This window comes from Gordonia cholesterolivorans (assembly GCF_039531975.1).
In the GTDB taxonomy this organism is placed as follows: domain Bacteria; phylum Actinomycetota; class Actinomycetes; order Mycobacteriales; family Mycobacteriaceae; genus Gordonia; species Gordonia sihwensis.
In genome coordinates this window covers 59,676-73,194 of the sequence record NZ_BAAARB010000007.1, presented here as the reverse complement: position 1 = coordinate 73,194, position 13,519 = coordinate 59,676, and the positions used below count along the sequence as shown (strand labels likewise).

Annotated in this window: 13 protein-coding genes; 5 read left to right on the top strand and 8 right to left on the bottom strand. The window is 66.1% G+C overall.

Translation table 11 applies throughout. From position 1 onward, the window contains the following. The first annotated feature begins 35 nt into the window (after positions 1-35). Entirely contained in the window at positions 36-524 is a 489-nt protein-coding gene (gene greA, locus ABFX36_RS08510; protein ID WP_006898052.1) for a transcription elongation factor GreA, read from the top strand. Positions 525-597: 73 nt separating this feature from the next. Here the strand turns inward: greA and ABFX36_RS08505 are convergent, their stop codons facing one another. Together ABFX36_RS08505 and ABFX36_RS19055 are read right to left on the bottom strand one after the other, a co-directional pair. After that, on the bottom strand, positions 598-1,029 hold the full coding sequence (locus ABFX36_RS08505; RefSeq protein WP_006898053.1) for a helix-turn-helix domain-containing protein: 432 nt from the start codon (positions 1,027-1,029) through the stop codon (positions 598-600). Positions 1,030-1,118: 89 nt separating this feature from the next. Then, positions 1,119-1,745 carry a DUF3558 family protein gene (locus tag ABFX36_RS19055; RefSeq protein WP_428832050.1) on the bottom strand — a complete coding sequence of 209 codons (627 nt, stop codon included), beginning with the start codon at positions 1,743-1,745 and terminating at the stop codon, positions 1,119-1,121. A 540-nt stretch (positions 1,746-2,285) separates the two neighbouring features. Here ABFX36_RS19055 and ABFX36_RS08500 point away from each other — a divergent pair. Continuing rightward, the gene (locus ABFX36_RS08500; RefSeq protein WP_006898056.1) at positions 2,286-2,789 is read left to right on the top strand and encodes an SRPBCC family protein; all 504 of its coding nucleotides are present in this window, start codon (positions 2,286-2,288) and stop codon (positions 2,787-2,789) included. A 40-nt stretch (positions 2,790-2,829) separates the two neighbouring features. Here the strand turns inward: ABFX36_RS08500 and ABFX36_RS08495 are convergent, their stop codons facing one another. After that, positions 2,830-3,972 carry a cystathionine gamma-synthase gene (locus ABFX36_RS08495; protein ID WP_006898057.1) on the bottom strand — a complete coding sequence of 381 codons (1,143 nt, stop codon included), beginning with the start codon at positions 3,970-3,972 and terminating at the stop codon, positions 2,830-2,832. Further along, positions 3,972-5,387: a cystathionine beta-synthase gene (locus ABFX36_RS08490; protein WP_006898058.1), complete on the bottom strand. Its 1,416-nt coding sequence runs from the start codon at positions 5,385-5,387 to the stop codon at positions 3,972-3,974. The genes ABFX36_RS08495 and ABFX36_RS08490 overlap by 1 nt, the downstream gene beginning before the upstream one ends. A 97-nt stretch (positions 5,388-5,484) precedes the next feature. Here ABFX36_RS08490 and ABFX36_RS08485 point away from each other — a divergent pair, with 97 nt between their 5' ends. Beyond that, on the top strand, positions 5,485-6,705 hold the full coding sequence (locus tag ABFX36_RS08485) for an acetyl-CoA C-acetyltransferase (RefSeq protein ID WP_006898059.1): 1,221 nt from the start codon (positions 5,485-5,487) through the stop codon (positions 6,703-6,705). A gap of 87 nt (positions 6,706-6,792) precedes the next feature. Here the strand turns inward: ABFX36_RS08485 and ABFX36_RS08480 are convergent, their stop codons facing one another. The 4 genes from ABFX36_RS08480 to ABFX36_RS08465 form a co-directional block, all read right to left on the bottom strand. Then, positions 6,793-7,227 carry a hypothetical protein gene (locus ABFX36_RS08480; RefSeq protein ID WP_006898060.1) on the bottom strand — a complete coding sequence of 145 codons (435 nt, stop codon included), beginning with the start codon at positions 7,225-7,227 and terminating at the stop codon, positions 6,793-6,795. Between the two features lie 109 nt (positions 7,228-7,336). Continuing rightward, the gene (locus ABFX36_RS08475; RefSeq protein ID WP_006898061.1) at positions 7,337-8,203 is read right to left on the bottom strand and encodes a Bax inhibitor-1/YccA family protein; all 867 of its coding nucleotides are present in this window, start codon (positions 8,201-8,203) and stop codon (positions 7,337-7,339) included. Between the two features lie 89 nt (positions 8,204-8,292). After that, positions 8,293-8,916 (bottom strand): TetR/AcrR family transcriptional regulator, encoded by a 624-nt coding sequence (locus ABFX36_RS08470; protein WP_006898062.1) that lies wholly within the window; start codon positions 8,914-8,916, stop codon positions 8,293-8,295. A 9-nt stretch (positions 8,917-8,925) separates the two neighbouring features. Further along, complete coding sequence (locus ABFX36_RS08465; protein ID WP_346075914.1) at positions 8,926-11,139, bottom strand: MMPL family transporter; 2,214 nt, start codon at positions 11,137-11,139, stop codon at positions 8,926-8,928. A gap of 127 nt (positions 11,140-11,266) precedes the next feature. Between ABFX36_RS08465 and ABFX36_RS08460 the strand changes: the two genes are divergently transcribed. Both ABFX36_RS08460 and ABFX36_RS08455 read left to right on the top strand, forming a co-directional pair. Beyond that, the gene (locus tag ABFX36_RS08460) at positions 11,267-12,388 is read left to right on the top strand and encodes a phosphotransferase family protein (RefSeq protein ID WP_006898064.1); all 1,122 of its coding nucleotides are present in this window, start codon (positions 11,267-11,269) and stop codon (positions 12,386-12,388) included. Next, a complete protein-coding gene (locus ABFX36_RS08455) occupies positions 12,388-13,512 on the top strand; it encodes an Rv3169 family protein (RefSeq protein ID WP_045537338.1) in 1,125 nt (374 codons plus the stop codon). The genes ABFX36_RS08460 and ABFX36_RS08455 overlap by 1 nt, the downstream gene beginning before the upstream one ends. Positions 13,513-13,519: the final 7 nt, after the last annotated feature.

Here is a 13,519-nt window from a genome sequence, read left to right as displayed (position 1 = left end):
AGATCGTCCAGTAGCGGACAGCAAAGGAGACCACAATGACCGATGCGGGTGTGACTTGGTTGACGCCGGAGTCGTACGAGCGCTTGAAGGGTGAGCTCGATTCGCTTATTGCGAATCGGCCGGTCATTGCCGCCGAGATCAACGAGCGCCGCGAAGAGGGCGACCTCAAGGAGAACGGCGGCTATCACGCAGCGCGCGAGGAGCAGGGCCAGCAGGAAGCGCGTATTCGCCAGCTGCAGGATCTGCTCAACAAGGCGAAGGTCGGCGAAGCTCCGAAGCAGTCGGGTGTGGCGCTCCCCGGCTCGGTCGTGACCGTCTACTACGACGGCGACGAGTCGGACAAGGAGACTTTCCTCATCGCCACCCGCGAGGAGGGTTCCGGCGACATCGAGATCTACTCGCCGAGCTCCCCGCTGGGCGCGGCTCTCATCGACGCGAAGGTCGGAGAGACTCGGACGTACACGGTCCCCAGCGGCGCCGAGATCAGCGTGACGCTGGTCAGCGCAGAGCCGTACCAGCCGTAAGTTCAGGCCGGAAAGGGCCGATCCGCACAGCGGATCGGCCCTTTCTCATGTCTGGACCCACTCCGAGGGAACGTCAGTACCGCCGGCCCGGAAAGTCGTCTGGGCGGGGCTCATCAGGCCGGTCGGGCGTCGTCTCATCCGACTGCGCGAACTCATCCGCCAGTAGCCTCAGTAGCTCCGCCTCGACGTCGGAGAGCGCGTGGTTGGTCTCCTGCTCGGCCGCCCGCATCCCCGGCCGCGTATCAGCGCCGGGCATCAGGTAGGTCGGTGGAACGTCGAGCGCCCGCGCGAGGCGGTACACCGTCGACATCAGCGGGTCGGCGATCCCCGACGCGCTGTTGCTGGTCGCTCGCTCCAGATTCGATACCGCGTTCCGGTGCAACCCGCACCGCTCCGCGAGCTCTTCCTGGGACAGGCCGCGCGCCTTCCGGACGGTCACCAGACGATGACCGAACGCGAACGCATAGGTATCCCACTCGAGGGATCCACGGTCGGCCGACAGCACAACAACCAATCTGACGACTGCACACCAGAATGTCCGCACACCACCGTGTGCGAGTGCCGTGACCTGCGGCTACGCGGCGAAATTGGTTGTCACAAAGGCATTTTCGAGATCGTCGCGCGAGTGAAGGCCAGTGCACGGTCGCAGATCTCGGAGGGAGGCGGCGGGGTGGGCCCGACGTAAGTGACGAGAGTTGTCACGGCCGCCGCGCGCGACTGAACATATGTGTCGCAGGCGTGGTCTCCGCGCAGCCGATGCACCCCTACGACCCGACCACGAATGACCGCGTCAGGCAGCCAGATATCGATTTCCGCCGACTTTGACTGTTTGTCCGCTTGCAGGCTTATCGAGTTACCTACGAATTGCCCAACCCGCCACTTCTCATTCTGCTGACGGCCCAGATACGTCCATCTGCAACCGCGGAGCGTTTGGCCATCAGTACCCGCAGCGTCCTTAACACTCCCTGCATCGACATTGAGTGTACGGAGATCCCGGCCAGACAATGCCGTGCAGGGCTCGTAATCTGTACCTGAGTTCGCTCGATTCCAGCGATGCGGATGAACGTTCGGGAATGGCAGCTGAGTGCCCACTCTGTTCGTTTGCTGCACATGCCCGTCTACGTCTGTACCCTGGGAATCGCGCTGAGGCGAGGCCTGGCAAGCAGAGAGTGCGCACGCCAATCCCAAGAGCACGACGATTGCAGACCTTCTACCCAACATCGTCAGCACTTGAGTCGTCTGCGCTCTCAATTCTGTTCACAGCACTCAGTGCCACTGAGGACACTACACTGGCTCGCTGGCCCAAGCGGGTGAGCTCTGCCGCGCCAGCTGCTACAACGTCGCGCAATCGCCGGTAGAGCTCGGCTCCCTCAACGCAACCACTTCCAAAATAGTTGCGCGATACGACTGAGCCAAGGCTAAACCCCAACTCCCCCAACTCATCGGCGCACTCTTGCGCGACCTCCGCCCGTTTTCGCCAGAGTTCCTGCACGTAGACGAGTTCGCTCACTATGCCCTCCGGTGCGCCGACGCGATGGAACGACATTCCGTAGCGGAGACCGTCACCCCCCAAATCGAGACGGTCTCCGCTCCGGAATCCCCTTCGCCATCAAGTCTGTTTTCGTGTTCATGAATTAGACGCACCAAACGCCCGATCGGTTCCACTTTGCGCGAGAATTCTTTTCCAGCAACCGTTTTCGCTGGTCAAGAGACCAGCCAGAACCGCACCGGCGTGTCGGCGCACGGCTACACTGCGTACCCATGGCCTACGACCTGCAACCGTTCGACGAGTCCTATTTCGACACCGCGCCGATGAAGTACACCATCGATGTGCACATCCCCGTCGCTCCCGAGACCGCGTGGGCCGAGTTCACGCGCCAGAACACCCTGGACTGGTGCCGTGCACTGAACTCGGTCACGTACACATCGCCCGCGCCGTACGGCGTGGGCACCACACGCTCGGTGGCCCTCGCCCCGGGCGTCGTGAAGATGGACGAGTACTTCTTCCTGTGGGACGAGGACTCCGAGACGTCGACGTACAAACACGGCTTCCACGGCGTGCGGGCGAACATCCCCGGACTCAGGAAGTTCGGCGAATACACCGAGGTGTCGCCGACCGAGCACGGCTCACGCCTTGTCTGGAAGTTCGCGATGGAACTCGGCGGCACCGGGCTGCCGCCGTTCCTGTCCGGTCCCATCGCCAACGGCGCCTTCGGCACGGTGAAGACCGACACCGTCAAGCATTTCGCGACCTTCCACGGCTGACACCGCGAGCCGTTCGCCACGGCTCACGGCGTCGTCCCCGCTACGCGAGCGCCTGGCGCACGTCCTCGAGAAGATCGTCGGCGTCCTCGATTCCGACCGACAGTCGGACGAGGTTGTCGGGCACCTCGAGCAGAGAGCCTGCGGTGGACGCGTGGGTCATCGCTCCCGGATGCTCGATCAGCGACTCGATGCCGCCGAGCGATTCGGCGAGGGTGAACACCTTCGTCCGCGCACAGAAGTCGAGCGCAGCCTCACGACCACCGGTCAGCTGAACGGAGATCATGCCGCCGAAGCGCCGCATCTGCTTGGCCGCGACAGCATGCCCCGGGTGGTCGGCCAGCCCCGGATAGAGCACCTTCTCGATCTTCGGATGCGCCGAGAAGAACTCGACGAGCTTCTCGGCGTTGTCGCAGTGCCGGTCCATTCGCACGGCGAGTGTCTTGATGCCTCGCATCGTCAGGTAGGCGTCGAAGGGCCCCGGAACTGCGCCCGCGCCGTTCTGGAGGAAGGCGATGTCGGAGTCGAGCTGCTCGTCGTTGGTGACGATCGCTCCGCCGACCACGTCCGAGTGTCCTCCGAGATACTTGGTCGTCGAATGCACGACGGCATCGGCACCGAGCGTCAGCGGCTGCTGCAGGTACGGAGTCGCGAAGGTGTTGTCCACGACGAGCTTGGCGCCGGCCGCGTGCGCGACCTCAGCGACAGCCGCGATGTCGCCGACGTTGAGAAGCGGATTGGTGGGCGTCTCGACCCAGACGAGCTTGGTCGCGGGGGTGATCGCCGCACGGATCGCCTCGACGTCGACGACCGGCGCCACCGAGTAGGTGATACCCCACTCGGTGAATACCTTGTCGATCAGCCGGAAGGTGCCGCCGTACGCGTCGTTCGGGATCACGAGGTGGTCGCCGGGACGCAGCGTGGCGCGCAGCAGCGCGTCGGTGGCCGCCATGCCCGACGCGAACCCGCGACCGAACCGTCCGGCCTCGATGGCCGCGATATTGGCCTCCAGCACCCGTCGGGTCGGGTTGCCGGTACGCGCGTACTCGAACCCGTCGCGCATCCCGCCGACCCCGTCCTGCGCGAACGTGGAGCTCGCGTAGATCGGCACGTTCACCGCACCGGTGCGCTCATCCGGATCCCAGCCCGCGTGAATTGCCTTGGTCGAAAATCCCTGCTCGGACACTACTTCTCCTCCTGCTGACGGATGGCGATCGGGTGCGTGCTCGCGAAGGCGAGCAGGTCGTGCCGGGTGATGACGCCGACCGGCTTGCCGTCGTCCACCACCATCAACGCGTCGGAGGTGCTGAGAGCTTCCATCGCGGCCGAGACGGGCTCGCCCGCACCGATGAGCGGAAACGCCTCGCCCATGTGCGCCGACACCGGGTCGGCCAGATTGGCGCGCCCCTCGAAGACCGCGCTGAGCAGGTCCCTCTCGGACACCGCGCCTGCGACCTCGCCGGCGGTGATGGGCGGTTCGGCGCCGACAACCGGCATCTGCGACACGCCGAACTCGCGAAGAATCTCGATCGCGTCGCGGAGCGTCTCCTGGGGATGCGTGTGCACCAGATCAGGCAGCGTGCCGCCCTTTCCTCGGAGCACATCGCCGACACGCGATTCCGTGCGCGGAGTGCCGTCGAGCGGCGTGCGCAGGAACCCGTAGCTGCTCATCCAATCGTCGTTGAAGATCTTCGACATGTAGCCGCGACCGCCGTCCGGAAGCAGCACCACGACCACGGCGTCCGGCCCCTCACGCTCGGCGATCTTCAGCGCGGCCACCACCGCCATACCGCACGAGCCGCCGACCAGCAGGCCCTCTTCACGCGCCAGCCGCCGGGTCATCTCGAACGAGTCGGCGTCGGACACCGCGACGATCTCGTCGGGGACGGTGGGGTCGTAGGCGTCCGGCCAGAAGTCCTCGCCCACGCCCTCGACGAGGTACGGACGCCCCGATCCACCCGAATAGACCGAGCCTTCGGGGTCGACGCCGACCACCTTCACGCGCCCGTCGGAGACCTCCTTGAGGTAGCGGCCGGTTCCGGTGATGGTGCCGCCGGTGCCGACGCCTGCGACGAAATGGGTCACCTTGCCCTCGGTGTCGCGCCAGATCTCCGGACCGGTGGTCTCGTAATGACTCAGCGGGCCGTTCGGATTCGCGTACTGGTTCGGCTTCCATGCTCCCGGGATCTCCCGGGTGAGGCGATCGGAGACGTTGTAATAGCTGTCGGGGTGCTCCGGCGGGACGGCGGTCGGGCACACGACCACCTCGGCACCGTAGGCGCGCAGCACGTTGCGCTTGTCCTCGGCCACCTTGTCCGGGCAGACGAAGACGCATTTGTAACCGCGCTGCTGCGCGACCAACGCGAGACCCACACCGGTGTTGCCCGACGTCGGCTCGACGATGGTGCCGCCGGGCTTGAGCTCGCCGGATTCCTCGGCCGCGTCGATCATGCGGGTGGCGATGCGGTCCTTGGAACTGCCGCCCGGGTTGAGGTACTCGACTTTGGCGGCGACCAGGCCGGACCCCGGCTGCACGACCTTGTTGAGCTTGACGAGCGGAGTGTTCCCGACCAGGTCTACAACGTGATTGGCGATGCGCATACCGTCCATGGTCCCATCTACGACCGCGCCCCGCCCGATCGGGCGGTCAATGGATCGTCCGAAATGCGCAGTGACGCCCTGGAGTAACGTGGCGCACATGTCTGAAGCTGTCATCGTCTCCACCGCACGCTCCCCGATCGGCCGCGCCGGCAAGGGCTCTCTGAAGGACGTTCGTCCGGACGAGCTCGCTCGCCAGATGGTCGCCGCCGCACTCGCCAAGGTTCCCGAACTCGACGTCGCCGACATAGAGGACATCCACATGGGCATCGGCCAGCCCGGTGGCCAGGGCGCCTACAACATCGGCCGCGTGGTCGCCGTCGAGCTCGGTCTCGACCACGTCCCCGGCGTCACCGTCAACCGCTACTGCTCGTCGTCGCTGCAGACCACTCGCATGGCGTTCCACGCCATCAAGGCCGGCGAGGGCGACGTCTTCATCTCCGGCGGCGTCGAGAGCGTCTCCAGCTTCGGTGTCTCCGGCGGCGCCGACGGGGCACCCAACTCGAAGAACCCGGTCTTCGACGAGGCCATCGCTCGTACGGCCAAGGCCTCCGAGGGCGGCGCGGGAAAGTGGCACGATCCCCGCGAGGACGGGCTGCTCCCCGACGTCTACATCGCGATGGGCGAGACCGCCGAGAACGTCGCCTCGTACACCGGCATCTCCCGCGAGGATCAGGACCGCTGGGGCGTCCTGAGCCAGAACCGTGCCGAGAAGGCCATCAACGACGGCTTCTTCGCCCGCGAGATCGACCCGGTCACGCTGGCCGACGGCACCCAGGTCACCACTGACGACGGCCCGCGCGCCGGCACCACCTACGAGAAGATCTCGCAGCTCAAGCCGGTCTTCCGTCCGGACGGCACGGTGACGGCGGGCAACGCGTGCCCGCTGAACGACGGCGCCGCCGCGCTGGTCGTCATGAGCGATGACAAAGCGAAGGCGCTCGGTCTCAAGCCGCTGGCCCGCATCGTCGCGACCGCGGCCACCGGCCTGTCGCCCGAGATCATGGGGCTGGGCCCGATCGAGGCCGTGCGCAAGGTTCTCCGCGTCGCAGGCATGTCGATCTCCGACATCGATCTGTTCGAGATCAACGAGGCATTCGCCGTCCAGGTCCTGGGTTCGGCGGCCGAGCTCGGCATCGACCATGACAAGCTGAACGTCTCCGGCGGCGCGATCGCCCTGGGTCACCCGTTCGGCATGACCGGCGCCCGGATCACCACCACCCTGCTGAACAACCTCAACACCTACGACGGTCAGTTCGGCATCGAGACCATGTGCGTCGGCGGTGGCCAGGGCATGGCGATGGTGCTCGAGCGTCTCTGACGGCGAGCCCTCACACGACCGCGAACGGGCGGGTCCGGAGATCTTCTTCGGACCCGCCCGTTCTGCGTCCGCGGGGCCGCTCGCAGTTCAGCGAACGTCGACCGTCGCGAATCCCGGTGTGACGACCCCGCCCGCGGCCATCAGCGTGACGACGATCCGGCCCCGCCCGGTGTGCAGCACCGCCTGCGCCGGGTGGTCGTTGAGCCCGGCCGACATCCGTGCGGCGCCGGTCGCGCCGGTCGCCGTGTTCAGCCACCACACGCGCCCGAACGGCAGACAGCCCCACCGTTCGGAGAGGGTTCCGGTCACGGTCACCTGGCCCGCCCCGGGGCCGCTCTCGAGCCCGCAGTGGATGGGCGGCACATCGAAACTGCCGTTCGGGTTCCCGAAGGATGCCGGCTGGATCGCGAACGGCTGTACCGGCGCCGCCGAGGCGGTCCCCGCGCCCACCGTCGCCGCCACAACCGAGCCCGCGACCGCCGCCGCAAGCGTCAACCGCCGCCGTAGACCTTGTTCGATCATGTCCGACTCCCGTCGTCGCGCCTGTATCCACCGAACAACAAAGAGCCCGGTGATGCAACCGATCTCTCGGTGCACACCGGGCTCTGAGCCGACCAGCCAAGTCTATTGACTAGTCACTGTTGAAGTAGCTCAGCAGTCGCAGGATCTCGACGTACAGCCAGACCAGGGTGACGGTCAGCCCCAGCGCCACACCCCATGCCGCCTTCGACGGCGCGCCGGCGCGGATGAGCTCGTCGGCCTGGTCGAAATCGAGCAGGAACGAGAAAGCCGCGAGGGCGATGCAGACCAGCGAGAAGATGATCGCGATCGGTCCGCCGCTCCGCAGGCCGCTGTCGACGCCGAACAGTCCGAGGACCAGGTTGCCGAGCATCAGGACGAGCACACCGACCATGCCCGCCATCAGCATGCGGGTGAATCGGGGGGTGACGCGGATGGCGCCCACCTTGTAGACCACCAGCATGCCGACGAACACACCGAGGGTGCCGAGGACCGCCTGCCCGATCAGCGCACCGGCCGAGGTGTCATCGCTGATGACCCAGTTACCGAACACATACGAGATCGAACCGACGAACAGTCCCTCGAATGCCGAGTAGGTGAGGACGATCGCGGGGTTGTCCTGTTTGCGGCCGAAGCTCGCGATGAGGACGAGGATCAGACCGCCGATCGCACCGACAGCCATCAGCGGCGCGGCGAGCGAGGCCTGCTGCGAGATCGCGAAGTAGGCGCCGGCGGCGACGACGATCAGGACGCCGAGCGTCATTGCGGTCTTGGTGACGACGTCGTCGATCGTCATCGGGCGGGTGTCGGCCTGAGGCACGTATCCCTGGGTGTACTGGTCGGTGTACTGCTGCTGGCCGGTCGCCATCGACGCCTGGCCGGCGCCCGCCAGTCCCTGACCGAAGGAGGCGTAACCGCCCGCCTCCTTCTTATTGTCACGGACCACGCCACGCATGATCGGGTTACTGCTCTCTCGCACTGGTGCTCCTTTAGAAAGTTGTGCGCATCAGTTGACTTGGCTGATTCACGGGTTCAACGATCCTCGAGCCGATTCGGTTCCGACTTTACCTATTCTTGACCGAGGCCGTTGCACACGGCGCGCAGCGCCGACTCCGCCAGCTCGTATCCCTCACCCCACGGCAGGCCCGGCTTGGCGATCATCAGCGATGCGAGACCGTGCGCAGTGGCCCAGAGCGTGAGGACCGTCTGCACGGTGTCCGCACGTGGAATCAGTCCCTGGTCCATCATCTCTTCGACGGTGTCGGAGAAGTGCACGAACGCCGACGAGAGCAAGACCTCGTCGGTGAGCGTCGGCTCCCCCGGCGGGGTGACGCGGGCGAAGGTGATGCGGTACATCACGGCACTGTCGATGGCGAACCGGACGTAGGCCAGCCCCTGCGCCAAGCCGCGGTCGAAGAGGTCGTCGATCCCCTCCGACGCCCGCATCATCACCTCGTCGAACTGCTCGAAGAATCGGGCGCATACGGCGTCGAGCAGCGCTTCCTTGTCCTCGAAGTGCAAGTAGATCGACGGAGGCGTCACCCCGACACGGCCCGCGACCGCCCGGATGGACACCTTCTCCTCACTGCCCGACTCGATGAGCAGGTCGGTGGTGGCCGAGATGATCTCCTCGGCGAGCTGATCGCCCGATCCTCGCGGTGAGCGCGGACGGGGCGACACATGATCGTTCATGACCGCAGTTCACTCCTCCTTGAATCCGAACCGGTCGTGCAGCGCACGAAGCGGTGCCGGCGCCCACCAGTTTCCCACTCCCATGATCCGCATGAACGCGGGAACCAGAAGCATGCGGATGAACGACGCGTCCATCAACACTGCGATGGTGAGACCGACTCCGAACATTCTCATGAACGACACCTCCGACGCGGCGATCCCGGCGAAGACGATGCTCATCAGCAGGGCAGCTGCCGTGACCACGCGCCCGGTTCGGGCGATGCCGACGGCGACGGCGTGGTCGTTGGCTGCTCTGGTCCGATCGGATTTGAGCCACTCCTCCCTGATTCTGCCGAGCAGGAACACCTCGTAGTCCATCGAGAGCCCGAAGGCGATGCAGAACATCAGCACGGGCATCGTCGCCACCAGGTAGCCGGTCGACGTGGTGCCGAGGCCCCCGAGGTGACCGTCCTGGAAGATCCAGACCATCGCGCCGAACGTGGCCGACAGCGACAGCACGTTCAGGACGACGGCCTTGAGCGGTAGCACCACGCTCCCGCTGAACAGGAACAGCAGGACATACGTGAGCACGGCGATCACACCGAGCACCCACGGCAGATAGGTGAGCAACGCCGCGACCACATCGTGGTTGAGTGCGGCGAGGCCGGTCACCTGGACCACTGAACCCTGCGGGGCCGGGACCGCGCGCAGCGCCGACACCTGATCTTGACCTGCCTCGCTCAGCGGATCGACGTCGCTCGACGCCGTCACCACCGAGTACTCGCCCGACCCGGCCGAGGGGTCGCCGGGCGCCACCTGACGCCCTTCCAGGAATACGCCGACCGGGGCTGTGACGGCGCCGACCCCGGTGACTCTCGACAGTGCCGCCGCGTAGTCCGACATCGCGTGGTCGGAGACCGCCCCCTCGACCACCACGGTCGCCGTGCCGCCCGAGTCCTGGTCGTACTCGTCCCGGATCTCCTGCTGCACCGAGTGGGCGGTGGCCGTCGACGGCAGCACGCGGTCGTCGGGGAAGCCGAACTTGATGCCGAGGAAGGGTGCTCCGAGGAGCAGCAGCACTGCGGGAACGATGATCGCGACGGGGACGGCGCGTCGCAGCACCACCGTCGCCATGCGGTACCAGCCCGTCTGCTCGATCGGCTTCGGTTCCGGCTCGGGACGGCCGCGCCGCCGCCGGATCCACGCCCGGACGTCGAGCGCGTCGACACGATCGCCGAGAACCACCAACAGTGCGGGCGTGATGATCAGGGCCGCGGCCACCGCCACGACCACCACACCGACGCCCGCATAGGCGAACGAACGGAGGAAGTACATCGGGAAGATCGCCAGCGCCGCGAGCGACAGTCCGACCGTGATGCCGGAGAAGAACACCGTGCGCCCGGCGGTGTCCATCGTTCGGAGCACGGCGTCGCGACGGCTCAACCCGCGATCGACCTCCTCGCGGTATCGGGTGACGATCAACAGGGTGTAGTCGATCGCCAGCGCCAGCCCCATCGCGGTGGTGAGGTTGAGCGCGAAGATCGACACGTCGGCGAATCCCGCAATGACCCGCAGTAACGCCATAGTTCCGGCGATCGCCGCCACGCCGACCAGAATCGGCAGTGCCGCGGCCACCGCCCCGCCGAACACCACGATCAGGAGCAGGAAGCTGATCGGGATCGCGATGGCCTCCGCCACCGCGAGATCCTTCGACGTCTGCTGATTCACCTGGCTGTACATCAACCCCTGGCCGCCGACCTTCACCTCGAAGCCGTCGATTTTCCCGGTGAGCCGATCGGACAGTTCGGCCGCGTGCTTCGGAGCCAGTTCGTCACCGCCGTCGAGGCCCGCGATGATCTGCGTGGAGGACTTGTCCCTACTGAGGAGTTCTCCGGCCAGCCCCGGATTCGACCAGATCGAGAGGATGGGCTTCTGTACGTAGCCCGCCGCCTCGAGCTCACCGACGATCTTCCGGCCGACCTCCGCGGCCGCGCCGCTCGTCGCCATATCGGTACCCGCGGGCCCGTCGATCTTCACCACCACGTCGGCACCGCCCCGATGGAACTCCCGATCGAGGACGTCGCGGGCCTGGGACGACTCCGCATGCGGGTCGTCGTATCCGCCGGCGAGCATCTTGTCCGCGGCACCGAGCCCGTAGAAGCCGCACAGCGCGAGCAGCACCACCGCTACTCCCAGTACCAGTCTGGGCGCGCCGACCACACGTCGTGTCAATCCAGTGAGCATCTCCGAGTCCCCTGATCGCGATCACTTATCAGCGTTAAGTTAGCAACTGGGCGTCCATTCGAGGAAGCCCCGGCCGCCGCCGAGTGATTCACCACACGTTTGAAATAGAACGTGTTTCAATCGACATATGGCGGATGCGATCGATCACGAAGGCAGCGCGCAGGTGGCACGACCGAGCGAATCCCGGCGCGATCCGGACTGGCTCCGCGAACGACTCGGTCACTGGTTGCGTCGGCAGGAGGGTCCCGATGCACGTGTCACGGCCGTGACGGTGCCGGAGTCGAACGGGATGTCGAGCGAGACGCTCCTCGCCGAAGCGTCGTGGGGAGGTCAGGAGCGGTCCCTGGTGATCCGCGTGGCGCCGCAAGCCGAGAGCGATCCGGTCTTCCCCTCCTACGACCTCGACGGTCAGTACCGGCTCATTGATCACGTCCGCACTCATTCCGACATTCCGCTGCCCCGGCTCTGGTGGTCGGAGACGGGATCGGCGGCGCTGGGCGCACCGTTCTTCGTGATGGACCGCGTGGACGGACAGGTGCCGCCGGATGTCATGCCGTACAACTTCGGCTCCTGGGTCACCGAGGCCACGCCCGAACAGCGATCGTCGATGATGTGTGCGACGGTCCGAGTCCTCGCCGAGATCCACCGCGTACCGGTGCCGGACGTGTTCATCGCGCAGCCCGCCGCCGGCGAGTCTCCGCTCGCCGCACACATCCGGCGCCTTCGCGACTTCTACCGCTGGGCCAGCGCAGGCCGGGCGGGGTCGCCACTCATCGAACGCGCCTTCGCCTGGGTCGAGCAGAACAGGCCGGAGCCGGCCGAGAACGTGCTCACCTGGGGAGACGCCCGCATCGGCAACATCATGTACCGCGATTTCGAACCGGTGGCCGTTCTCGACTGGGAGATGGCCGCCCTCGGCCCGAGGGAACTCGACATCGGGTGGATGATCTTTCTCCACCGCTTCTTTCAGGACCTCGCGGAGATGGCGGGAATCGAGGGACTGCCCGACTTCCTGCGACGCGAGGACGTCGCCGCCGAATACCGGCGGCAGACCGGACACGCACCCGCCGATCTGGACTTCTACACCACGTACGCGGCCCTGATCCACGCGGTGGTGATGTTCCGAATCCAATGTCGCGCGATCCATTTCGGTCAAGCAGCCGAACCCGCTGATCCCGACGAACTGATCATGCACCGGGCGACGCTCGAAGCGATGCTGGCCGGTACCTACTGGGAACAGGTGAAATGATGCTCTCGGAGATGGACGACTACCCGATTCACCAGGTCGCCGAGGTGATCCGTCACGTCGGCACCTCCGACCGCAACTTCTACGATCGCTACTACTTCAACTGCCATCACGGCGATCCCGACGACCCGTGGCTGATCGTCGGACTCGGCGTGTATCCCAATCTCGGCGTCACCGATTGTTTCGCCGTGGTGCGGTATCGCGACGAGCACATCGTGGTGCGAGGATCACGGGCGCTGGGCGCCAACCGCAACGACCTGCGCGTGGGCCCCTTCCTCGTCGAGGTGGTGGACGGTCTGCAGAAGCTGCACGTGCGACTCGCGCCGGGTCACGGAGACCTCTCCTTCGATCTCGTCTTCGACGCCGACTCTCCTGCTGCTCTGGAGCCGCGCCACTTTCAGCGACAGCTCGAACGCGTCACCTTCGACACCATGCGATTCGTCCAGACCGGCCGATGGACCGGATCGATGACAGTGGACGGCACTCATTTCGCGGTGGAGCCGCACACCTGGCGCGGCAACCGCGACCGGTCGTGGGGTGTGCGCCCGGTCGGCGAAGCGGAGCCGCCGGGGCGACGCGCCGCCGAGACCGATGCCGCGTCGTTCTTCTGGATCTACTCGGTGATGCGGTTCGACGATTACGCGGTCACGGTGATCGTGCAGGAACTGCGCACCGGCGAGCGGGTCATGGGCGATGCGCGACGGATCTGGAACGATCCGGCGCGCGAGCCGGAATGGCTCGGCCGCGTGGAGCACGACGTCACGTTCGTCTCGGGCGGGCGCGAGCCGGCGTCGGCCATCCTGCGGTTCATCCGCCCCGGAGGCGAGGAGATCGTGGTGCGCTGCGCGCCACGGCTGGCGAACTTCATCGGATTCGGCACGGGCTACGGACTGGAACAGGACTGGCGGCACGGCATGTGGCAGGGCGAGGAGAAGGTGGAGTCGCTGCACCTGAAGGTCTCCGAACTCGACGCGACCATGAAGCTGTTCTGTCCTGCCGACCATCTCGCGACCTTCGAACTGTCGGAGGGGGATCGCACCGTGCGGGGCGAGGGCTTGTTCGAGTTCTCCGTCATCGGTCCGCACGATCAGTACGGATTCACCGACTACACGGATGTGGCGCCGTAGACGACGG